The organism is Limibacillus halophilus (assembly GCF_014191775.1).
Classification (GTDB): Bacteria; Pseudomonadota; Alphaproteobacteria; order Kiloniellales; family CECT-8803; genus Limibacillus; species Limibacillus halophilus.
Genome location: NZ_JACHXA010000008.1, coordinates 151,813 through 173,995 on the forward strand (window position 1 = coordinate 151,813; position 22,183 = coordinate 173,995).

General features: G+C 62.2%; 24 protein-coding genes and 1 pseudogene. 14 read left to right on the forward strand and 11 right to left on the reverse strand.

Annotation, left to right across the window (positions count from 1 at the left end; genetic code table 11):
- Nucleotides 1-56: 56 nt before the first annotated feature.
- On the forward strand, nt 57-1,646 hold the full coding sequence (locus tag FHR98_RS13695; protein ID WP_183417269.1) for a Rieske (2Fe-2S) protein: 1,590 nt from the start codon (nt 57-59) through the stop codon (nt 1,644-1,646).
- Here FHR98_RS13695 and FHR98_RS13700 read toward each other — a convergent pair.
- Together FHR98_RS13700 and FHR98_RS13705 are read right to left on the reverse strand one after the other, a co-directional pair.
- Nucleotides 1,643-2,131, reverse strand: a complete 489-nt coding sequence (locus FHR98_RS13700) for a GNAT family N-acetyltransferase (RefSeq protein ID WP_183417270.1) — start codon at nt 2,129-2,131, stop codon at nt 1,643-1,645. The genes FHR98_RS13695 and FHR98_RS13700 overlap by 4 nt on opposite strands.
- A 12-nt stretch (nt 2,132-2,143) precedes the next feature.
- Nucleotides 2,144-3,160: an aspartate-semialdehyde dehydrogenase gene (locus FHR98_RS13705; RefSeq protein WP_183417271.1), complete on the reverse strand. Its 1,017-nt coding sequence runs from the start codon at nt 3,158-3,160 to the stop codon at nt 2,144-2,146.
- A 108-nt stretch (nt 3,161-3,268) separates the two neighbouring features.
- On the opposite strand from FHR98_RS13705, the gene FHR98_RS13710 reads away from it, so the two are divergent.
- Entirely contained in the window at nt 3,269-3,607 is a 339-nt protein-coding gene (locus FHR98_RS13710; protein ID WP_183417272.1) for an Mpo1-like protein, read from the forward strand.
- A gap of 350 nt (nt 3,608-3,957) precedes the next feature.
- On the opposite strand, the gene leuB is transcribed toward FHR98_RS13710, so the two are convergent.
- From leuB to ffh, 8 genes and pseudogenes are all read right to left on the reverse strand, one after another.
- Nucleotides 3,958-5,070, reverse strand: a complete 1,113-nt coding sequence (gene leuB, locus FHR98_RS13715) for a 3-isopropylmalate dehydrogenase (protein WP_183417273.1) — start codon at nt 5,068-5,070, stop codon at nt 3,958-3,960.
- 73 nt (nt 5,071-5,143) lie between these two features.
- Nucleotides 5,144-5,755: a 3-isopropylmalate dehydratase small subunit gene (gene leuD / locus FHR98_RS13720; RefSeq protein ID WP_183417274.1), complete on the reverse strand. Its 612-nt coding sequence runs from the start codon at nt 5,753-5,755 to the stop codon at nt 5,144-5,146.
- Between the two features lie 31 nt (nt 5,756-5,786).
- Nucleotides 5,787-7,196, reverse strand: coding sequence for a 3-isopropylmalate dehydratase large subunit (leuC, locus tag FHR98_RS13725; RefSeq protein WP_183417275.1), 1,410 nt, complete (start codon nt 7,194-7,196; stop codon nt 5,787-5,789).
- Between the two features lie 229 nt (nt 7,197-7,425).
- Entirely contained in the window at nt 7,426-7,884 is a 459-nt protein-coding gene (rplS, locus tag FHR98_RS13730; protein ID WP_183417276.1) for a 50S ribosomal protein L19, read from the reverse strand.
- A gap of 84 nt (nt 7,885-7,968) precedes the next feature.
- Complete coding sequence (gene trmD, locus FHR98_RS13735; protein ID WP_437126639.1) at nt 7,969-8,667, reverse strand: tRNA (guanosine(37)-N1)-methyltransferase TrmD; 699 nt, start codon at nt 8,665-8,667, stop codon at nt 7,969-7,971.
- A gap of 191 nt (nt 8,668-8,858) precedes the next feature.
- Nucleotides 8,859-9,380, reverse strand: a complete 522-nt coding sequence (rimM, locus tag FHR98_RS13740; protein WP_183417278.1) for a ribosome maturation factor RimM — start codon at nt 9,378-9,380, stop codon at nt 8,859-8,861.
- Between the two features lie 186 nt (nt 9,381-9,566).
- A pseudogene (gene rpsP, locus FHR98_RS13745) lies at nt 9,567-9,932 on the reverse strand (30S ribosomal protein S16); the annotation flags it as partial.
- 112 nt (nt 9,933-10,044) lie between these two features.
- Nucleotides 10,045-11,472, reverse strand: coding sequence for a signal recognition particle protein (gene ffh / locus FHR98_RS13750; protein WP_183417280.1), 1,428 nt, complete (start codon nt 11,470-11,472; stop codon nt 10,045-10,047).
- 441 nt (nt 11,473-11,913) lie between these two features.
- Between ffh and FHR98_RS13755 the strand changes: the two genes are divergently transcribed.
- The 12 genes from FHR98_RS13755 (at nt 11,914) to FHR98_RS13810 (ending at nt 20,452) form a co-directional block, all read left to right on the forward strand.
- Complete coding sequence (locus FHR98_RS13755) at nt 11,914-12,834, forward strand: hypothetical protein (protein WP_183417281.1); 921 nt, start codon at nt 11,914-11,916, stop codon at nt 12,832-12,834.
- Between the two features lie 112 nt (nt 12,835-12,946).
- Nucleotides 12,947-13,273 carry a hypothetical protein gene (locus FHR98_RS13760; RefSeq protein ID WP_183417282.1) on the forward strand — a complete coding sequence of 109 codons (327 nt, stop codon included), beginning with the start codon at nt 12,947-12,949 and terminating at the stop codon, nt 13,271-13,273.
- On the forward strand, nt 13,270-13,584 hold the full coding sequence (locus FHR98_RS13765) for a hypothetical protein (protein WP_183417283.1): 315 nt from the start codon (nt 13,270-13,272) through the stop codon (nt 13,582-13,584). The genes FHR98_RS13760 and FHR98_RS13765 overlap by 4 nt, the downstream gene beginning before the upstream one ends.
- 46 nt (nt 13,585-13,630) lie before the next feature.
- Complete coding sequence (locus FHR98_RS13770) at nt 13,631-13,975, forward strand: hypothetical protein (protein ID WP_183417284.1); 345 nt, start codon at nt 13,631-13,633, stop codon at nt 13,973-13,975.
- Nucleotides 13,972-14,316: a hypothetical protein gene (locus FHR98_RS13775; protein ID WP_183417285.1), complete on the forward strand. Its 345-nt coding sequence runs from the start codon at nt 13,972-13,974 to the stop codon at nt 14,314-14,316. The genes FHR98_RS13770 and FHR98_RS13775 overlap by 4 nt, the downstream gene beginning before the upstream one ends.
- Before the next feature lie 272 nt (nt 14,317-14,588).
- Nucleotides 14,589-14,930, forward strand: coding sequence for a hypothetical protein (locus tag FHR98_RS13780; RefSeq protein WP_183417286.1), 342 nt, complete (start codon nt 14,589-14,591; stop codon nt 14,928-14,930).
- Nucleotides 14,927-15,796 (forward strand): hypothetical protein, encoded by an 870-nt coding sequence (locus FHR98_RS13785; protein WP_183417287.1) that lies wholly within the window; start codon nt 14,927-14,929, stop codon nt 15,794-15,796. Before FHR98_RS13780 ends, FHR98_RS13785 begins: the two co-directional genes overlap by 4 nt.
- 151 nt (nt 15,797-15,947) lie before the next feature.
- Nucleotides 15,948-16,820, forward strand: a complete 873-nt coding sequence (gene dapF, locus FHR98_RS13790) for a diaminopimelate epimerase (RefSeq protein ID WP_183417288.1) — start codon at nt 15,948-15,950, stop codon at nt 16,818-16,820.
- A 4-nt stretch (nt 16,821-16,824) separates the two neighbouring features.
- On the forward strand, nt 16,825-18,105 hold the full coding sequence (mtaB, locus tag FHR98_RS13795) for a tRNA (N(6)-L-threonylcarbamoyladenosine(37)-C(2))-methylthiotransferase MtaB (protein WP_183417289.1): 1,281 nt from the start codon (nt 16,825-16,827) through the stop codon (nt 18,103-18,105).
- On the forward strand, nt 18,102-19,046 hold the full coding sequence (ftsY, locus tag FHR98_RS13800; RefSeq protein WP_322091262.1) for a signal recognition particle-docking protein FtsY: 945 nt from the start codon (nt 18,102-18,104) through the stop codon (nt 19,044-19,046). The genes mtaB and ftsY overlap by 4 nt, the downstream gene beginning before the upstream one ends.
- A gap of 20 nt (nt 19,047-19,066) precedes the next feature.
- Nucleotides 19,067-19,933, forward strand: a complete 867-nt coding sequence (locus FHR98_RS13805; protein ID WP_183417290.1) for an EamA family transporter — start codon at nt 19,067-19,069, stop codon at nt 19,931-19,933.
- A 75-nt stretch (nt 19,934-20,008) separates the two neighbouring features.
- A complete protein-coding gene (locus FHR98_RS13810; protein WP_183417291.1) occupies nt 20,009-20,452 on the forward strand; it encodes a hypothetical protein in 444 nt (147 codons plus the stop codon).
- Between the two features lie 30 nt (nt 20,453-20,482).
- On the opposite strand, the gene FHR98_RS13815 is transcribed toward FHR98_RS13810, so the two are convergent.
- The gene (locus FHR98_RS13815; RefSeq protein WP_183417292.1) at nt 20,483-22,183 is read right to left on the reverse strand and encodes a heparinase II/III family protein; all 1,701 of its coding nucleotides are present in this window, start codon (nt 22,181-22,183) and stop codon (nt 20,483-20,485) included.

Consider the following 22,183-nt stretch of genomic DNA (forward strand, 5'->3'; position numbering starts at 1 on the left):
GTGCCTGATTGAAACTAGCGACGATGAACGAGTGGACCGCTGTTGGGAGTGGAGTGATGGAACGGAGTTGGGTTCGCGCAACCAGCTTGGAAACACTGAAGGAAAAAGGCCGGTTTCTGCTGCGCCATGAGGGTAAGCAAGTGGCGATCTTCCACACATCGAGTGGAGTTTTCGCCTGTAGCAACCGCTGCCCGCACGAGGGTTATCCGCTGATGGAAGGGTCGCTGGACGACGGTCCGGATGGCACCGGTTGCCGCTTGACCTGTAACTGGCATTCCTGGCGCTTCAACCTGCGCGACGGGAGTACGGAGGAAGGTGATCGCGTGCGCGTCTATCCCGTCAAAACCGAAAGCGGTGAGATTCTCCTCGACCTGAGCGATCCGCCAGCGGAGCAACGAATCTCCGAGGCGCTAACCGCGCTAACGGATGCCCTTCGCCGACGTGACCGCGGTCGCATCGCCCGCGAGATTGCGCGACTGGAGAACGCTGGCGGCAACCCGCTTTCAGCCGTCACCCGTGCCATTTGCGAAACCGCGCCGCGCTTTGCCTATGGCATGTCTCACGCCCAGGCCGCCGCCAACGACTGGCTGGCCTTGAGGGCCGACTACGCCCGCACGCCCGCCGAACGTCTGGTCCCGTTGGTGGAGATCGTCGATCACCTGATCGACGACAGCTTGAGCGAGGCACCCCGGCCCTTTTCCCAAGAAGCCGAGCCGTTCGACGCCGCAAGCCTTGAACAGGCAATCCTTGCCAGCGACGACGAGGCTGCGAGTCGCTTAGTCCACGGCGCTTTGGCGCAAGGCCTTGGCTGGCCAGATATGGAACCAGCCTTCGCCCGTGCCGCGCTCCATCATTATGCCGATTTTGGTCACTCGGCGATTTATACCTACAAGACCGGCCGCTTGTTGGAGCGACTGGGACACGACGCCCTGGAACCGCTGGCGCTGCTTTTGACGCGCGCGCTATGCGAGGCTTGGCGCGAGGATTTGATCCCCGAGTTTCGCGCCTACAAGCCCGCGCTGGAGGCATGGGACGGCGCGGGTCGGACTCCGGTGTCCTCAGAGGATTTTCGCGGCCTCGGCGTTAAGCAAGCGCTGAGGCGTACCCTGGAATCATCGGGAAAGACGCACGCGCTGTACGAGGCGTTACTGGGCGCGGCGGCCTACAACTTCCTGCATTTTGATCTCAGCTTGGAAAGGCGGGTTGATCTGAAGCCCTCGGAATCAAAAACCTGGCTCAGCTTCACGCATGCCATCACCTTCGCCAACGCCGGACGGAACCTCGCTGAACGAAATCCCGATCTCTGGCCTGCTGTCCTTTTGCAACTCGCCTGTTTCGTCGGACGCAACGCCGGCGCGGTTAGCAATGAGCCGCTGGAGCGGGAATGGGCACCCAAGGACGGAAAGGCCTTCCTGGACGACGCCTTCAAGACGCTGTTCGACCACGGCAATCCCGAGCCCATCGTCACGGCTCATGTGGTGAAGCTATCGACCGCCATCAAAGAGGAGCTCACCGCCGCTCCACAAGCGCCCTGGCACGACACCCTGTTAGCAGCATTGGCACGCTTCCTCGCCAACCCGCCGCACCGGCCGCAGGTTCTGCGCCTGGCAACTCAGGCCATCAAGTTTGTCGAGCAGGAAGGTTAAGAATCCTCGGCGGCCAGACGCTGTAAATCCCCGCCCTCGATGCCCAGCAGTCGTGCGTCGTCGTCGGTTGCACCCAGGATGCGATAAAAATCCCGTGCGCCGCCGTTCGCCGACATCACGCCCCACCAGATGGACACGGCCTTGCGCTTCACAGCCTTTGCCGCAAGACGTGCGACCAGGGCTCGCCCAACGCCTTTCCCGCGTAATCCGTCATCGACATAGAGGTCCAGCATGAAGAGACCCCAACCGGCACGGTCGGTGTTGTACAGGTCCTGATACAGGAGGTACCCGACGACTTCGCCGGATGGCGTTTCGGCCACAATGCAGGAAAGCCGCCCGTCTGCCGCAAAGAAATCACGCCGTACGCCGGCCTCGGTAAAAACCGCAGCGCCCAGGCCCTCGTGCACACTCAAGGCATTGGCCAAACGCGCGAGCGCCCCGGCATCGCCGGGGCGCCCGTCACGGATGATCACTGCGTCCGACAAGCCACCGTGTCCTCAGCTCAGATAATCTTCTACCAGGCACTCGGCGATCTGCACCGTGTTGAGTGCGGCGCCCTTGCGCAGATTGTCGGAAACCACCCACAAGGAGACCGCGTTGTCGACTGTCGGATCCATCCGCACGCGACTCACGTAGACCGGGTCCGATCCGGCGGATTCTACCGGTGTCACGTAGCCCTCGTCCTGCCTGTGGTCGACCAGCGAGATGCCCGGCGCGGCACGCAATGCTGCACGAATTTCGTCCTCGTCAACCGGCCCCTCGAACTCGACGTTGACGGCTTCGGCGTGCCCAACGAATACCGGCACGCGCACACAGGTCGCATGCACCTTGATGCCCGGGTCGAGGATTTTCTTCGTCTCGACGGTCATCTTCCACTCTTCCTTGGTCGAACCGTCGTCCATGAAAACGTCGATATGCGGAATTACATTGAAGGCTATCTGCTTGGTGAACCGCTTCGGCCGGATAGGCTCGTTCATGTAAATGCCGCGCGTCTGATTGAACAATTCGTCCATCGATTCCTTACCGCCGCCAGAGGTGGACTGGTAAGTGGAAACCACCACGCGGCGAATGCGCTGGAGGTCGTGCAGAGGCTTCAGCGCCACGACCATCTGAATGGTCGAACAGTTCGGGTTGGCGATGATGCCTTTTGCGGTATAGCCCGCGATGGCTTCCCGATTCACCTCGGGCACAATCAACGGCACGTCCGGATCAACCCGGAAATGTGATGTGTTGTCGATGACCACCGCGCCGGCTGCCGCGGCTTTGGGGGAATAGACCGCGGAGACTTTCGCACCGGGTGAGGACAGAACCAAATCCACGCCCTGAAAGTCGAACTTGGCGAGATCCTGGACCTTCACCACCTCGTCTTCGCCGAAAGAAACCTCGCGGCCAACGGACCGCTCGCTTGCCAAGGCGATGAGCTCGTCGACCGGGAACTCACGGTCGGCCAGCGTTTGAATGATTTCACGGCCAACGTTACCCGTCGCACCGACGACTGCTACTCTGTAACCCATGGTCTTCTATTCACCTCGTCCTAGGGTTTAAACTTCAATTACTGCGCCTACCTTACGGTTCGACGCCTGATTAATGGCTTGCCACCGCCCAGCACAAGGAAATGGCCTTTGGCGGAGAAACTTCAAAACTATGCGGCGTTCTGGCCCTACTATCTGTCAGAACACCAAAGCGCCCGGTCCCGCAGGCTGCATTTTATCGGCACGGCCCTGGGGCTTTGCTTGGTTTTTCTTGCCCTGGCGACCCAGACCTGGTGGCTGCTGGTTGCAGCCCTCGTCAGCGGCTACACTTTTGCCTGGATCGGTCACGCTTTCGTCGAGCGCAACAAGCCTGCCACCTTCACCTACCCGTTCTGGTCGCTCCTAAGCGACTTCCGCATGTTCTTCCTCTGGATGACCGGGCGCCTGGAACAGGAGTATGTGCGCCTGGGCATCGACCAGAGACCTTGACGATATTACCGACACAAACAGACCGTCGGGTCTTGAGTCACCAAAAAGCTAAGGGGCCTCCCGTTTCCGGTGGCCCCTACGTTCTTCATCGTGCTGCTGCTATTCGCGGGCGTCACAAGAACGGTCAGGCCACCGCCTTTCCGGTGGTGGTTTTGCTTTTCGCGGTCGTCGTTTTCGGCATGACGGCGCCACGGCAAGGCGCATAAGCACCCTCCTGACCCTTCACGCTCCAACAAACCCCGACAAGCACCGTTCTACCCTCGAATTTAGCTTCAACAGATGCGAATAACTAAGGCCGCGAGGCTCGCCGGTCAACGTTTTTTCGACCTGCGAGCCTTTGACTGCATTACCTAGGCCGCCATCTGATCGAGCTGGCGCAAAATCGCCTGCCCCATCGTGACGGTCGAGACCTTGGCCGCGCCCGGGCTCATGATGTCGGCCGTACGCAAGCCGCCGGCCAACACGCGCTGCACCGCCTGCTCGATAAGATCGGCATCTTCCGCCAGATCAAAGGTGTAACGCAGGGCCATGGCGAAGGACAGGAGCGAGGCAATGGGATTGGCCAGATCCTGGCCCGCGATGTCCGGAGCCGAGCCATGCACCGGCTCATAGAGCGCCTGACGACGGCCATGTTTGTCGGGATCGCCCAGCGAAGCCGAGGGCAACATACCCAGCGAACCGGTCAGCATCGCCGCCTCGTCGGAGAGAATGTCGCCGAAGAGGTTGTCCGTGACGATCACGTCGAACTGCTTTGGGTTTCGCACCAGTTGCATGGCCGCGTTGTCCGCGTACATGTGCGACAGTGCTACATCCTGGAAGGACTCGTCATGCAGCTTCTGCACTTCCTGGCGCCAGAGCACGCCGGACTCCATGACGTTGGCTTTCTCGCAGGAGGTGACCCGCTTGCCGCGCTTGCGCGCCAACTCGAAGGCCACGGCCGCCACCCGGCGAATTTCGTTGGTCGTGTAAACCTGGGTGTTGATGCCGCGGCGCTGCCCGTCCGGCAGATCCTCGATGCCGCGCGGCTCGCCGAAGTAAATACCGCCGGTCAACTCGCGCACGATCATGATATCCAGGCCCTTGACGACCTCGGGTTTCAGGGTCGATGCCTCGACCAGGGCGTCGAACACAAGCGCCGGGCGGAGATTGGCATAAAGTTCCATTTCTTTGCGCAGCCGCAACAGCCCCCGTTCCGGCTTCTGCTCGAAGGGGAGCTCGTCCCACTTCGGGCCGCCCACGGCGCCCAACAGAACGGCATCCGCATTGGATGCTTTCTCCATTGTCGCATCCGCCAGGGGACTACCTTCGGCATCGATAGCCGCGCCACCAACGAGGCCCGTCTCAACATCGAACGTGACCGCCCGACGCTTATCCATCCAGTTGATGACCTGTTGAACCTGCCCCATCACCTCGGGACCGATGCCGTCACCCGGCAGGATCAATAGCTTCTTGTTGGCGGCCATGTTCGGTTCGTCTCCCAATCATTTTCGTGCAGTATGCAAAACGCGCGGCGGGCGATTGCGCCCCAAATCCAGTTCAGGCGCTCTCTCGATAAAGCCAGGGTGCACCCAGGCGCTGAGTTTCCTCGAATCGATCGACAGCCGCCTCCTTCTGCAGGGTCAGACCGATGTCATCCAGGCCGTTCAGCAGGCAATGCTTGCGGAAGGGCTCGACCTCGAAAGCAACAGTCTCGCCGTTGGGACGCGTGATCGACTGCGCCTCAAGGTCGATGGACAAGCTGGCGCCCTGGTTGGCGTCGGCCATCAACTGATTAACCTGGGCTTGCGGCAGGGTAATCGGCAGGATGCCGTTCTTGAAGCAGTTGTTGTAGAAAATGTCGGCAAAAGAGGCGGCAATCACCACGCGGATACCGGCGTCCAGCAAGGCCCAGGGCGCATGCTCACGTGAGGAGCCGCAACCGAAGTTCGCGCCGGCGACCAGTACGCCAGCATCGGTCCAAGGCTCCTTATCCAGCACGAAGTCCTTGGGGTTGCCCTTCTCATCTGTCCGCAATTCATAGAACAGGCCCTTCTTCAGGCCCGTCCGCTGAATCGTTTTCAGGAATTGCTTGGGGATGATCATGTCCGTGTCGACGTTGACGATGGGCAACGGCGCAGCGGTGGCGGTGACCTTATCGAACTTTTGCATTGCTCTTATCTCTCCTTTTCGGTCTCGCCGTTCAATCTAGCAACTCGCGTACGTCGGCCAGATGCCCGGTGATCGCGGCAGCGGCGGCCATGACGGGGCTGACCAGATGGGTGCGCCCGCCGCGGCCTTGACGGCCTTCGAAGTTGCGGTTCGAGGTCGAGGCGCAACGCTCACCCGGCTGCAGCTTATCCGCGTTCATGGCCAGACACATGGAGCAACCCGGCTCGCGCCAGTCGAACCCGGCTTCGATCAGGATTGTATCCAACCCTTCGGCTTCCGCCTGATCCTTCACCAGTCCAGAACCCGGCACGACCATGGCATACACGCCCTGAGCGACCTTGCGGCCCTTGGCCACTTCGGCGACAGCGCGAAGATCTTCGATGCGACCATTCGTGCAGGATCCGATGAAGACCTTGTCGACCGTAACGTCGGTCAAGGGCTGCCCCGGTTTGAGGCCCATATACTCCAGCGAGCGCTCAATCGAGCCGCGACGGCTTTCGTCGCTCTCGGCCATCGGATCGGGAACCCTGGCGGTAATCGGCAGCACGTCCTGGGGACTGGTGCCCCAGGTGACCTGCGGCACGATATCCTCGGCCTTCAGCACGACTTCCTTGTCATAAGCAGCGCCTGCGTCCGACGGCAGGGTCCGCCAGTAGGCGACGGCTTGCTCCCAAGCCGCACCCTTGGGCGCCATGGGGCGGCCCTTGATATACTCGAAGGTCTTCTCATCCGGAGCGATCAGACCGGCGCGCGCACCAGCCTCGATGGACATGTTGCAGATGGTCATACGACCTTCCATCGACAGGTCCATGATGGCATCGCCCGCATACTCGACGACGTGGCCCGTACCGCCGGCAGTACCGATCTTGCCGATAATGGCCAGGATCAGGTCCTTGGCCGTGGTGCCTTTGGGCGGGGTGCCCCGCACGGTGATTCGCATATTCTTGGCGGGCTTTTGGATCAAGGTCTGGGTCGCAAGCACATGCTCCACCTCGGAGGTGCCGATGCCGAAGGCCAACGATCCGAATGCGCCGTGGGTCGAGGTATGGGAATCACCGCAGACGATGGTCATGCCCGGCAGCGTGAAACCCTGTTCCGGCCCGATAATGTGGACGATGCCCTGGCGCACGTCCATTACCTCGAAATACGGGACGCCGAAGTCGCGGCAGTTCTTCTCCAACGTTTCGACCTGGATGCGACTTTCCTCGTCTTCGATGCCCTGGGCGCGATTGCTTGTCGGAATATTGTGATCGGCGACCGCCAGCGTGGCATCGGGCCGCCGAACTTTGCGCCCGGCGAGCCGCAACCCCTCGAAAGCCTGCGGGCTGGTCACTTCGTGGACCAGGTGGCGATCGATGTAAATGAGACAGGTTCCGTCGTCGTCACGCTGGACGAGATGGCTGTCCCAGATTTTGTCGAAAAGGGTCTTGGGCTGACTCATGGCTGTTGCGATTCCTCGAACTATGATGACGCCGCGACATCTCCCGAGATCGGAGATATCGCGCGAAAGCGGCGGGAGCATAGCGCCAAGCGGCCAAAAGGCAAAGAGGAAGGGCTACCCCAACGCCCGGACCCTCCCATGCAAAAATCGCTGGCCCATGCAAAAAAGCCGCCGGGGCGAGATCGCTCCGGCGGCTTTTGTAGTGCTTAGACTGCCGATGGAAGGGCTTTTAGCTCTTCGCGGCGGCCTTGGCTGCGGAAGCCTGCTTCTGGGCTTCCTTCTTGGCCTGTGCGACTTCGCGATCGGCCTGAGCGGCCTTGGCGGCCACACCGGTCGTCGCTTCGGCGATACGGGCGGACTTACCACGGCGGCCACGCAGGTAGTAAAGCTTGGCACGTCGCACGTCGCCGCGGCGCACCAACTCAACCGAATCAATTCGCGGGCTGTAGAGCGGGAAAACACGCTCAACACCCTCGCCGTAGGAAATCTTGCGCACGGTGAAGGAAGAATTGATGCCGCGGTTCTTGCGGGCGATGCAGACACCCTCGAAGGCCTGCACACGCTCGCGGTTGCCTTCGACCACGCGCACATTGACGCGGACGGTGTCGCCCGGCGTGAACTCGGGGATCGCCTTGCCGTCGCTGAGCTTGGCAATCTGCTCCTGCTCAAGCTGCTGGATCACGTTCATGACTTTAGTCCTTTCTGGGCGGCAGCGGGTCATCCGACGGACCTACCCCGACGACCATACCGCTCAATCTTTATCAACCCTGGCCTAATCGGCCCCTTGCTTTCGTTCCGCCCGGTAGGCCACCCAAAGATCGGGCCGCCGTTTCCGGGTAATCGCCTCCGCCTCGGCCAAACGCCAACGCCGGATTTTCTCATGGTGCCCGGAAAGTAAGACTTCCGGCACCGTCTGCCCCCGCCACTCCGGAGGCCTCGTGTAGTGCGGGTACTCAAGAAGTCCCCGCTCGAAGGATTCCTCGCCGGCGCTGTCATCATTGCCCATCACACCGGGCAAGAGACGCACCACGGCATCCATCAAAACCAGCGCCGCCATCTCTCCGCCGGAGAGAATGTAGTCGCCGACACTTATCTCCTCGACCCCGCGCGCATCCAAGACGCGCTGATCGACACCCTCGTAGCGGCCGCAGAGAAGCCGCGCTCCCGGCCCGGAGGCCAGTTCGCGAACACGCTCCTGCGTCAGGAGGCGTCCGCGCGGACTGAGATACAATAGCGGTCCCGGACTGGCCGAACTCGCCTCGATCGCATCGTCCACAACATCGGAGCGCATGACCATGCCTGCACCCCCGCCATAGGGCGTGTCATCCACGGTGCGGTGCTTATCGCGCGCGAAGTCGCGAATGTCCAGCACTTCCAGATTCCAGCGCCCTTCTTCCAGAGCCTTGCCCGCAAGGCTGATCCCGAGCGGCCCCGGAAAGCTTTCCGGAAAAAGCGTCAGGACTGTCGCCATCCAGGGAACTGTCGGTTCCACCTCCGCAGCGCTCATATCCGCCTCGCTCCTTTACCCGCAAGACCGCCCTTCAAGGAGCGTCCTACGGGACCACCGGGGGCCCACCGGGCCTCGGAAGGCCGGTGTTATGCCTTTTCGCGCCCTCTTCGTCCAGCCCAATTATCGGCCCCGTCCCATGACGGTGCAAAATCTCAGGTTTCCTCCGGCAGGTCGACCACCAGACGCCCCAACGCGATATCCACCGTCGGCACCACGGCCTGCGTGAAGGGGATGAAGCGGCTACGTTCACCGGGTTCTCCCACCTCCAGCAGATCGCCTGCCCCAAAGTTCTGCACCGACAGAACCTGCCCCAGCACCTGTCCTTCGCCGTCTTCCACCGCCAGCCCCAAGAGGTCGTCGTGATAGAAGACCTCCTCTTCGGCGGGCTCTGGCAGACTGTTGCGGGGCACGTAGAGCTCCAAGCCCTTCAGCGCCTCAGCCGCCTCGCGAGTCTCCACGCCGGACAAGGCCAACAACGCATTACCCTTTTGGAGTCCCTTGAGCGTTGCCTGCCAGGAGCGCACTCCGGCGGCATCGCCCAGAGGTCCATAGGCGGTCAGCGCCTCGGGCGTCTCGGTGAAGGGTTTTACCTTCACCAAACCGCGCACCCCGTGCACGGCGACGATGACGCCCAGGCAGACCCGCTTGTCGGCGCTATTTTCCGGCGCAGCCATACCCGGCACCTCGACCCGCTAAAGAGTCCTCGACCCTCAGGCCTTGGTTTCTTCCTCGGCGGGCGCCTCGGCAGCAGCTTCTTCAGCCGGGGCCTCCTCGGTGGGAGCTTCGGCAGCAGCTTCTTCAGCCGGGGCCTCCTCGGCGGGAGCTTCGGCAGCGGCGGCGGCGGCCTGCTTGGCCTCTTCTTCAGCAGCCTGCTTGGCTTCCTCGGCGGCCTTCTTGGTCTCCTCGCGCTCGGCGAGGCGCTCCAGGGTCTTGGCGCTGGCTTGGCTCTTCAAGGTCTGCTGTGGAATCTTACGCTCGAACATGCCCTTGGTGGAAAGGAAGCGGGCCACCCGGTCGGTCGGCTGTGCACCGACGCCCAGCCAATAGGTGATGCGCTCTTCCTTCATCACCACGCGCTCGGCGTGATCCTTGGCCAGCATCGGGTTGTAGCTGCCGACGCGCTCAATGAAGCGGCCATCGCGCGGAGAGCGCGAGTCGGCCACGACGATGTGGTAGAAGGGGCGCTTCTTGGCGCCGCCGCGAGCGAGGCGAATCTTGAGAGACATGGTTGTTCCTTTCGTTGACGTTCTAAGTCGTTTCAGTTTGTAAAAAAGTGGTTCTTGTCTTCTGGTCGCGTGTTTCTGCTGTCGTCATTCGGGCGCTTACCAGGTCCCAGGGCTAAAAGCCCGGGAAGCCGCCGCCTTTCGGCCCCTTGCCCGGCATCATTCCCGGCAGTCCGTGGCGCATCATTCCCTTTTTGCCCATCTTCTTGACCTGTTTCATCATGCGCGCGGCTTCCTGGTGCTGCTTCATCAGCTTGTTGACTTCCTGCACCGTGGCGCCCGCGCCCTTTGAAATGCGCACCTTGCGGCTCGCCTTGATGATCTCGGGGCGGCGGCGCTCCTCCTTGGTCATCGAGGAGAGGATCGCCAACTGCCGCTTGATCATGGAATCGTCGATCTTGGCGTCCTTCATCTGGTTCTTGATCTTGCCGACGCCCGGCAACATCCCCATCAGCCCGGACAGCCCGCCCATCTTCAGCAACTGCTTGAGCTGGCTGGCCAGATCGTCCAAGTCGAACTTGCCCGACTGCATCTTCTTGGCGAGCTTCTCGGCCTCGTCCTGTTCGATGGTCTCGGCAGCCTTCTCGACCAGCGAGACCACGTCGCCCATGCCCAGGATACGCCCCGCGATACGGTCGGCGTGGAAGGTCTCCAGCTTGTCGATCTGCTCGCCGGTACCCAACAGCTTGATCGGGCAGCCCGTCACCGCACGCATCGAGAGCGCCGCGCCGCCGCGCGCATCGCCGTCGACCCGCGTCAGCACGATGCCCGACAGCCCGACCTTGTCCTTGAAGGCCGTGGCCACGTTGACTGCGTCCTGGCCGGTCATCGCGTCGGCGACCAGCAGCGTCTCCGATGGCTTGGTCGCGTCGCGCACCGCCGCAACCTCGGCCATCAGCGCCTCGTCGATTGCCAGACGCCCGGCGGTGTCCAGCATCACCACGTCGTAGCCTTCCAGCGCGCCGGTCTGCAGCGCCCGCTTGGCGATCTTCACCGGCGTCTCGCCCGGCACGATCGGCAAGGTCGCGATGCCAGCCTGGATGCCCAGCAGCGCAAGCTGTTCCTGGGCGGCCGGACGGCGCACGTCGAGGGAGGCCATCAGGACCTTCTTCTTCTCGCGCTCGGCAAGGCGTTTGGCGATCTTGGCCGTGGTCGTGGTTTTACCTGAACCCTGGAGGCCCACCATCAGGATCGGCGCTGGCGGCGTCACGTTCAGGTTGAGGCCCAGGCCGCGCAGTTCGAAGGGCTGTCCGGCCTGCGCGCCCTCATCCTCCGCCACACCGCCCAGCATGGCGACCAGTTCGTCGTGGACGATCTTGACGACCTGCTGACCCGGCGTGACCGAGCGCAAGACTTCCTGGCCGACCGCCTTTTCCTTGACGGCGGCGACGAAGTCCTTGACCACCGGCAGCGCCACGTCGGCCTCCAGCAGCGCCACACGCACTTCGCGCAGCGCGACGGAGACGTCTTCCTCGCTCAGCGCGCCACGGCGCGTCAGGCGATCGAAGACTCCGCTCAGGCGTTCTTGCAGGCTCTCGAACATCACAACTCCCGGGCGACCCTCGGGCCGCTTCAAATCCTCATCTAAACCCAGGGACCAACGCAAACGCGGTTTCGCACCAGTGTGCGAAACTCCCCAGGGACCAACGCAAACGCGGTTTCGCACCAGTGTGCGAAACTCCCCAGGGACCAACGCAAAAGCGGTTTCGCACCAGTGTGCGAAACTCGCAGGCTGGTGGGGCTCCTTGGAACCGCAAAGACGAATGGTCCTGACGGTGATTGGCGCGGAACTTACGCGCGGGAGACCGGCAGGTCAAGAGGGCGGCTGGAGAGGCTGGTGCGCGCCTGAAAGGGCCGCACCGCGCCGATAGCACAGGGCCCACCACGCGGTTACAAAATAATACCCTATTGTTCACCATTTTTCCTGGTTGATCGACTATTTCCCTATCTTACTTGTTGAAAAGAAAAGGAACAGTGGATCACCATGCGTCTAACCGACCCCTCCCGGGTTGCGCGCCTGCGGCCAGAAGAGCAGATCGGACTCTTCGCCGAGGAGCAGCAACGCCTCTCCCCCATCAGTCCCTCCCAGATCGGCTTTCTGGAAGCGGGCGGCAAAAGCAAATTCGAACCCATGAGTCCGGCCGATCTCGGCTTCCGCATGACCGGCGCCGCACTCGATAGCGCCAAGCGCGCCGTGCGTGGCGAACAGGGCGGCAGCCAGGCCATGCAGCGCGCCTTTGAAGACAGCGGCTTCTCCTTCCAACCGGAAGCCGACGCTGGCGTCAGCGTGGCCTTTGACCCCGCGCGCGTCCAGGGCCGCAACACGACCGGCCCGCGCCCAACCTCCAACCCGGTCCGCCTCACGCCCCTAACCCAAGAGGCGCCCCAGACGACGGAAGCCGCGCCGGTTCAGGAGGCAAACGCCGCTCCGGGCGAAAAGCCTGGAGACAATCGCATTATCTGGCCCGAACTTGGGCCCAACTTTTTCGGCGGCGGAGGATTCAGTCGTCCCCGACCGACCCCTCAAAAGCCCGCGGCCCGACCGCCCATTCCTGTGCCAAACCCGACCCCCGAAGAGGCTCCCGGCACCCAGATGCCCAGCCAATCCGAGGACGGAGAAGCACCGGACGGCGATTCAACCGAGGAACACCGCCGACGTATGAAGGAAAGGGCGGAACAGAATGAAGCGGAGGAAAAGGAACTTCAGGAAGAGTTTGGAAATATGGAGCCCGGGGAGCGTAGCGAGGAGTGTGCAAGACGAAAGGAAATGTACGACGCCCGATGTAGGAGAAATAAATCCCAGCAGCGCAGAGATGAGTGCTTAGCAAGGGTGGAGCACCGATTAGGAGCCTGTGTGCGTGGATTTCCAAATGTTCCCAGTATGGAAGGCTACTTCGATGAGTAACAACACTAGAAGATCCAACAAAATCAATCTGGATTGCTTTGTTCGGACCCGATCTGGGCGCCGCCTTTCATTCCAATACGAAACTAGTCTGCCAGAAATGCTCCCAAATGGCATGTATCGTTGCAAAGTCCGCTGCCACCGACTCTTTGGCAACTTCATTTATCCTAGTGATTATGAAACAGCAGAGGGCGCACTTGCCCTGGCCGCGGCGGGGTTGCGCGCTTGCCTACGCGCCCGCGCTTCCACTCTGGAAGACGCCGAGGGACAGCGCATTGAGCCACCGCACCCCTGCGACTACGACCCTACCTACATCTGCTTTGATGACCTACCGCCCGAAGAGCAGGCGGAAATCGACCAGGAGCTAGAAACCTTCTTCGACGACCTAGACCGGGAGTGGGAAGAGACCCGCCCACAGAGAGAAAAGAAGCCCGAGGAATGACCCGCGTGCAAATCACTGGCTTCACCGTTAGCGAGAATGGCGAACGTGCGCCGTTTCATCTGGTCATTGGGGAACCACAGGCGTATCCGGAAGAAGATCGTCGCGCCGGGCTCTGGGGTGCGTCGCTGGAATGCACGCTCACGCCGCCAGACTTCGATGTTGTCAGCGAGTGGCCCGACCACACTGTTGCCGTTGCCATCCAAATCGTCCTGGAACGCCTTGAAGACGAGAGGATGACGCTGGAGGACGACGAAGGCATGGCGATCACCCTACCCACACCTGAGAGCATTTTCCCGAAGTTCGTCGATTGATAGCAAGACGCAATACTGGAACTCCAAGGGTTAATGGAACCGGATAATGACAACCAGACTCGAGTTCAAAGGCAATTTGGTAGGGCGGGATAATGGCCGTTCCCCCTTAACCATCACGACGGGTGAACCTTTCGAGATCGATGCTGAACGGTTTGGCTGTGACCTTCTTTGCTCGCCTCTAATGACAAAACTCTATCTCGTCGAAGGCGACTGTGCAGAGGAGGCTGTGGCAGCAGCAGTTCTCTGTGCTCAATCCTTCCTCAAAGGCATTGGGCGGCCTTTTGTTGACGCTTTGGGGCAGCAGATTGAACTCCCGTCTCCCAGAGACTTCGACCCAACTTTCCCAAGAGAAGAACCGGTCGGTCTGGACGAGGTCATCGAGGACGAATGAAAATTACTGGCTTCACCTTGGATGAGACTGGCGAACGCAATAGCTTTTGCTTTGTATTGCGGCAGCCGGACGCTGAGGACGGAGTCAGCGCTTATGGTTTGATTGACTGTCAGCCTTACACGGGGGAAATCCCGATGCGCGTTATTGGGACGAGCAACGCACACAGGCTAGCACTGGCCTGTTGCTTCCTGCGTGAGGTCTTGCGGGGCAAAACGCTCTTTGATGAAGCGGGAGAACGCTTCCCGTTGCCAAAACCACAGGACTTCGAACCCGATTGGCCCTCCGAGGAGGAGGTGGCCGAACTGGTCGTGAAAACGAACGACTTTGGGCGTGGCCTTTGACGTCCGAAGAGCAGGCGGAAATCGACCAGGAGCTAGAAACCTTCTTCGACGACCTGGGCCGGGAGTGGGAAGAGACCCGCCCACAGAGAAAAAAGAAGCCCGAGGAATGACCCACATGCGGATCACTGGCCTGACCGTTAGCGAGAATGGCGAACGTGCGCCACGACCACGGTCGGTGACAAATTCAGACAAATTTGTTCTTTATTTGTTCTCTATATAAAGGTGACCCTATTCGAACTGTATGAAGCGCAGCGGAATAGGAGGATCAACCCTTGGCAGAAGAGGAGCACAGGCTGCATCGGCATATCACCCGGGGTGAGCATATCACCGGGCCGAACCCGGAGTTGGACACGGCCCTGGAGGCCAAGGGCAGCTACGTCGCCTTCAACGGCGAGATAACGCCGTTTCACTTCTGGATGTCGGAGCCCTACCCCTACCAGCACCCCGGCTACCCCGATAGCGGCACCGAGGAGGGTCGAGCGGCAATCCGCGCCCGCCACAGTGAGTTCGTGGACAGGGAAGTCAACGCCCTATGGGACTCACGAAAGAAAAACACCGAAGACGCCCAAAAAGCGATGAGCGGCAAACGCCCGGCAACGGAGCCGAAGCAATGACCGAACAGCAAGGCGATCCGAAAAAACTGGTCGATATCAGGGACAAATTGCAAGGCCCCAATCCGGCGCTCGAGGCAGCCCATGAGGCTAAAGGCAGTTATGTGCTCTCCGACGGGACGAAGCTACCCTTTCATCTTTGGGTATCCGATATCTTTCCCCATCAGCAAGAAGATGACGACTTTCACCAGTTCGCCTGCGAGCTCTTTTGCCTGCCCAAATTCAAATACCGCATGGGAATGGCCTGTCATGATTTGCCGGATGCCTTGCGACAGGCCTGCGACTTTCTAGAGAGCATGCATCGCGGCGAGGCCGCCATATTCCTTGACGAACAAGGTCGCCGCATGGAATGGCCGCGCGCCGCCGGGGCAGACCCCAGAATTACGACAAAGGCAGAAGATGAGATTTATGACGATGGATTAGACCCGGGCGATGAGCCCAACCGAGTTTTAGTCTCCTATGACGTTGTTGCCAGACGACGTATAGATAGGGAAGTGCTGGACTGCCCAATCAAGATGTCGCGCCAACGGTTTCGGGAGGCGCCCGGAGAATATGTCGTAAAGGTTCGCTGTCCGGCAGTATTGCGGCACTCTGTGTCCTATCGCCGCTCCACGGAAGCTGCGGCGCTTGCGGACTGCCATATGTTGGTTCTCGCCTGGATTAGAAGCCACAAGTTGGACCTCGAACAGCACAATGGAGACCCATTCGACCTGCCGAGGCCCAAAACCTTTGAGGTCGACTATCCGAACCTCAGCACCGAAGAGGGTCGCGTAGCTGCTCATGCAAGAGTCTGTGATTCGACTAACTTTGAGATGGAGGATCGCTCTAATTTTGAACGCCGCTATTCGGGTAGAATTGCGGAGGAATAACCAAGCCCGTTCCCAAACAGACTTCCGAGCAACGCTTTCCCCCTGGCCGGAAATGGGATCGTTATAGTCGTCCGCAGAATGCACCCGCAAGCCACGGTGTCGAAGACACGGGGATTTACTCAGTCGGGGCTTCGGCACTATATAGGCGACCATGACAGGCCGTCCTTTCATCAAAATGCACGGCCTGGGCAATGACTTCGTCATCATCGATGCCCGCAAGGAGCCTTTCGAGCCGACGCCCGCCCAGGCACGCGCCATCGCCGACCGCCATCGCGGCGTGGGCTGTGACCAGCTGATCGTGCTGGAGCCGCCGCGCGACCGGGCGGCGGACCTCTATATGCGCATCCTGAACGCCGACGCCTCGCCTTCGGGCGCCTGCGGCAACGCCACGCGCTGCGTCGGCCTGCTGCTGGCCCGCGAGACCGGGCGACCCGACAGCGTTATCGAAACCGATGCGGGCCTGCTGCGCGCCGAGGCCGCCTCGCCCGAGCGGGTGACCGTGGACATGGGTCCGGCGCGGCTGGGCTGGCGCGACATTCCGCTGGCCGAGGAACGCGACACCCTGAACCTGGGCATCGCCGAGGGGCCGCTGTCCGACCCGGTCGGCGTCAGCATGGGCAACCCCCACGCGGTCTTCATCGTCGAGGACGGCATCGAGACCCTGCCCATCACCGTGGTCGGGCCGAAACTGGAAATTCATCCGCTGTTCCCCGAGCGCGCCAACATCGGCGTGATGCAAGCCGTGGGTCCGGATCGCCTGCGCCTGAGAGTCTGGGAACGCGGGGCGGGCCTGACGCTGGCTTGCGGGTCGGGCGCTTGCGCAGCCATGGTCGCCGCCGTGCGGCGCGGCCTGACGGGCCGCCGCGCGACCCTGTTGCTGGACGGCGGCACGCTGGAGATGGAGTGGCGCGAGGCCGACGGCCATGTGCTGATGACCGGCCCGACGGCCACGGCCTTTGCAGGCACCCTTGATCCGGCGCTTCTGGCGGCTGACGACAAAGCCATCAAGGGGGCAGCCGAATAGGCCCATGACGTCGAACGCAGCAAAATCCTCGGGCGCAAATCCCACGCAAATCCTGACCTTCGGGTGCCGCCTTAACGCCTATGAGTCTGAGGTGATGCGTGGCCATGCGGAGGCCTCGGGCCTGGGCGATGCGGTCATCGTCAATACCTGCGCGGTGACGCTGGAGGCAGAACGGCAGGCGCGGCAGGCGATCCGCCGCGCGCGCCGCGAGAACCCGCAGGCGCAGATCATCGTCACCGGCTGCTCGGCCCAGATCGACCCGGCGCGCTATGCCGCCATGCCGGAGGTCGACCGGGTGCTGGGCAATCTGGAGAAGCTGGAGCCGGATGCCTTCGGCCCGCAAGCGACCGAGCCGCTGCTGGTCAGCGACATCATGCAGGCGCGCGAAACCGCGAGCCACCTGATCGAGGGCTTCGAGGGCCACACCCGCGCCTTCATCCAGGTGCAGCAGGGCTGCGACCACCGCTGCACCTTCTGCATCATCCCCTTTGGGCGCGGCAACAACCGCTCGGTGCCGATGGGCGAGATCGTGCGGCAGATTCAGCTGCTGGTGGAAAACGGCGTGGCCGAAGTGGTTTTCACCGGCGTCGACATCACCGGCTACGGCCAGGACCTGCCGGGCCAGCCGACACTCGGCCAGCTCTGCCGTCGCCTGTTGGCCAACGTACCGGACCTTAAACGCCTGCGGCTCTCCTCGGTCGATCCGGTCGAGTTGGACACGGATATCCTGCGCCTTCTGGCGGAAGAGCCGCGCTTCATGCCGCATCTCCACCTGTCGCTGCAGGCGGGCGATGACATGATCCTGAAGCGCATGAAGCGCCGCCATCTGGCGCGCGACGTGGAGCGGGTCTGCGCCGAGGCGCGCGCGGCGCGGCCCGACGTGGTTTTCGGCGCCGACATCATCGCCGGTTTCCCAACTGAAACCGAGGCGATGTTCGCCAATTCGCTGCGCATCGTGGAGGCCTGCGACGTGACCTGGCTGCACGTCTTCCCCTATTCCGAGCGCCCCGGCACACCCGCCGCGCGCATGCCTCAGGTGGCCAAGCCGCTGCGCAAGGAGCGGGCCATGCGCTTGCGCGAACTGGGCGAGCGTCAGGTGAAGCGCTTCCTCGACAGCCGCATCGGCAGCGAGGCCAGCGTGCTGATCGAAAAGGACGGTCTGGGGCGCAGCGAACACTTCGCGCCGGTTGCGATGACCGGCCCTCTGGGCAAAAGGGTCGGCGGCATCGTTGCGGCCCGCATCACCGCCCGCAATGGACAGCAACTTGAAGGGAAAGCCGCGTGAGCGAAGTGGGGGCCGAGAAGAAGGGCGGATGGTTTTCAAGGCTGACGTCGGGACTGAAGCGATCCTCCAGCAAGCTGGGCGACGGCATCACCGGCATTTTCACCAAACGCAAGCTCGATGACGACGCGCTGGAGCAGCTTGAAGAGCTGTTGATCCAAGGCGATCTGGGCGTGGCGACCGCCGCCAAGGTAACGGCGGAGTTGGCCCGCACCCGCTTCGACAAGGAAGTGAGCCCGGAGGAGGTACGCAGCGCCCTGGCCGAGCAGATCGCCGGAATTCTGGAGCCGGTCGCCCGCCCTCTGGTTCCCGACCCCACCCACAAGCCGCACGTCGTGCTGGTGGTCGGCGTCAACGGCTCGGGCAAAACCACGACCATCGGCAAGCTGGCAACGCTCTACCGCAAGGACGGCAAGCGCGTGATCCTGGCGGCGGGGGACACATTCCGCGCCGCGGCGGTCGAGCAACTGCAAATCTGGGGTCAACGGACCGGCTGTCCGGTCGTGGCGCGCCAGACCGGCGCCGACGCCGCAGGCTTGGCATTCGATGCCCTGAAACAGGCGAGAGAAGAGGCCGCAGACCTGTTGCTGATCGACACGGCCGGTCGGCTCCACAACAAGACAGACCTGATGGCCGAGTTGCAGAAGGTGATCCGTGTCCTGCGGAAGATCGACGAGAGCGCGCCGCACGAGGTGTTGCTGGTGTTGGACGCCACCACAGGGCAAAACGCGCTGCAGCAGGTTGCGACCTTCAAGGAACTGGTGGAGGTCAGCGGCCTTGTGGTGACCAAGCTGGACGGCAGCGCCCGCGGCGGCGTCCTGGTCGCATTGGCCGAGAAATTCGCGTTGCCGGTCCACGCCGTGGGTGTTGGTGAGAGCGCTGAAGACCTGCGGCCCTTCGAGGCGCGCGCCTTTGCCCGCGCACTCCTCGGCTTGCCCGCCTGAACGGCGCGAGCGCCCTGGCGATGAGTGAATCAAGCATCGATCTCACGACAATCTACCTTTTGGTGCTGTTGGCGGCGGTCATGCACGCCACCTGGAACGCCATCGTGAAATCCGGCGGCGACAAACTGGTTGTCCAGGCGCTGGTCATCTTCTCCCATGCACCCTTCGTGGCCCTGGCTTTACCGTTCCTGCCAGTCCCGCCGTGGGAATCCTTCGGCTTCATCGCCGCATCGACCGCGATCCACAGCATTTACTACTGGGCGCTGATCAACGCCTACAAGCTGGGCGACCTCAGTCAGGTCTACCCCATCGCGCGCGGCTCCGCGCCGCTGTTGGTGGCGGTCGGCGGTTTCCTGCTGGTCGGCGAGAGTCTGAGCCCGTTGGAGATGGTGGGGCTGTTCATCCTGTCCATCGGTCTCATTTCCCTGGCCTGGCGTTTCGGCGATCCTCTGGCCGGGGATCGGCGGCCGGTCTATCTGGCCTTGCTGACGGGGCTCACCATCGGCGGATACTCCCTGGTCGACGGCATGGGCGGACGCAGCGCGGAAACCGCGATCAGCTATATTGCCTGGCTTTTCGCATTGGAGCACTTTCCCTTGACGCTCTATGCGCTGCACCGACGCAAGTGGAAGCTCTCGGCCTTCCGCCCCTATTGGAAGCGCGGACTTTTTGGCGGCATCATCTCTGGCTTGGCCTACGGCATCGTCATCTGGGCGATGAGCGTGGCCCCCATGGCTCATGTGGTGGCGCTCCGGGAAACCTCGGTCGTCATCGCCGCAGGGATCGGCGCGCTTCTGCTGGGCGAGGGCTTTGGCCCACGGCGGATGGCGGCTGCCCTGCTGGTAGCCGTTGGCGCGGTCTTGCTGCGGGTGGCGGGCTCTCTCTAAGCCGTTACCGACCGCGCCTAATTTTTAAGGTATAATTCAACCGAGAGGGAACCGGAGACCGGAGGCGCGGCGCCCATGCGGATCTTACGGACTTTTGGACTGGCTTGCTTATTGCTCCTGGTTGATCCGGGCAGCCCTCTCTCGGCCGAGGCCTACGACCCCATACTCAGCGGCAAGGTTACCGGCGTCGTCGACGCCAACACGCTCCAGTTCGCCGAGCGGCGGGTACAGCTTGCCGGCGTCCTGCCACCAACCCGCGGGCGGCCAGAGCACGGGCAGGCGCAAGACCTGCTGCACAGTTTGACGCAAGGTGAATACGTCTGGTGCCTGCTAATTCAGGAGGAGCGCCCGGAGCCGCTTCGCGGTTTCTGCTACGTGCGCGGCGGCCTCGACCTTGCAGACGTACTTGTCAGGCGCGGGTTGGGACGTGACTGCCCACGCTTTTCGGGCGGACGTTACTATCTGATGGAAACCAAGAGCGCGCGGCGCTCCATGAACATGCCGGACGGTTGTTTCTGATCGGCTCATTCAAGACAAAGGCGGGGGCAGCTATGAAGGTTTCTGCTCGCGCTTCAGGCTCCATTTGACGACGCTCTTCTTCCCAGAGATCGGCGCCCGGATCACGATCTGCTCACATTGCCGGGGTGGGCCTTCACCCGAACCGCTGTAAAGACTCGGCTCCAAAGTCAACTCTCCGCCCGTCTGCCGAAACCGCCAACCACCACCGCGTTTCAGGCGGAGCAATACGTTACCCCCCTGCAACTGAGTCGCGGCCACGTCGGGGTGCAGATGAAAGCGCAAGACGGCAGTATCGGCGTTCGGGCGGCTTTGCCGCCCGGGCAACGCGGCCACACGATCTTCGCCGCGCAGGTCATCGCCTCCAGACGCAAGAAAAAGCCGCCGCTGGTGCAAAAGACCCAGGCGCTTGGCGTAACCGTCATGACTCATTTCGAGCCAGACATTTCCTTCGGACTCCTCGCGACGGCAGCTCACGTCGCCGGGCCGGTGACCCAAGCCCCCACCCGACAGAACAACACTGGAGTTTATGTCGTTGACCGAAAGGGTCGAATGGGCGGCGGTCCCGCGCAGCAGTTGGTTCAGATCGGTATGGTTGGCATGGCCGCCGCAATTCACAATCAAATGCTCGCGCCCGACGCTCATCTCGAAGGAAAGCGTGCCGGCGTGCGCTTGCTCGTCGAAGCCCGGCGGCGGCGGTGCGGCACCATCAACCAGCAGAAGACTACGGCCCGATTGCAAGCGATGGAATCCTGCCTGTGGCGCGGCTCTGGCATTGGATCGACCCGCCGAGGCGGCCGACCTGCCCCGCATTGCCGAGCGCTGGAGCAGGAGATCGATGTACCAGGATTCCTCTTCGCGGCTGCCATTGAAAAGAGCCAGCGTCCCATCACCGTGGCGCAGGGATTTCAGGAGTGGCGCAACACGCAACATCGCCTGCTCCAGTTCCTCAGGCGCAGGCTCCTCCGCCGCGGAATAAAGCGCCCTGAGGTCAATAAGATCACGCAACATCCCGGCTAAACGGGACGGGCAGCGCTCTATCTGTCCGCCATCGTCGGATATCTGCCGGCGCAGCTCACGCAACAGCAAAGTTTCGCCCCGCACCCGCAAAGCCTTGCCCCCCGGTAGGCAAAAAGCCGCGAACAATAGCGCTTTTATCGCCGCCAGCAGATCAACGCCGACCAGTCCGGCGGGTAGCTGCCGCTGCAGGCAGCGCGCTTGGCGGCCCAAAGACTCGATCAGCGCACTCTGCAAGGCCGGTTCCGCAGTTGCGGCAAAGTATTCGTACTGCGTCAGGCAGGCGAGAATGCGCCGGGCCAGAACCGAAGGTTCCCAAGCAGGCGCGCTCCAAAGTTCGCCGTAACGCTCCAACCAGTCCCGGGTCAGGTCACGCGCCAGCCGTCGAGCCCCGTCGCCACCCGCTGATCGCAGGTCGCGCAGCCAGGAAAAGCCATGCAGCGCGGCCAGCCACGCGTCGCTTGCGCCGGCAGGCTCCCAAAGGGGTTCAGGTAAATCGATCGTGCGACCCGCGAAACGAAACTGCCCTTGCAACAGATCGCGTCCGCGCGCCGCCTCACCGGGCCAGCTATCGCCAGGCTGTAAAACCAACGCGGTACCGCGACAGGCCGGCAGGGGCATTTGAGGCAGAGGTAAGCGGCAGCGAAGGCGCTCCAGCGCATAGCGTAGACGCATCAAACGATGCGACAACGGTAGAGAGCGCCGCCTCTCAATCAT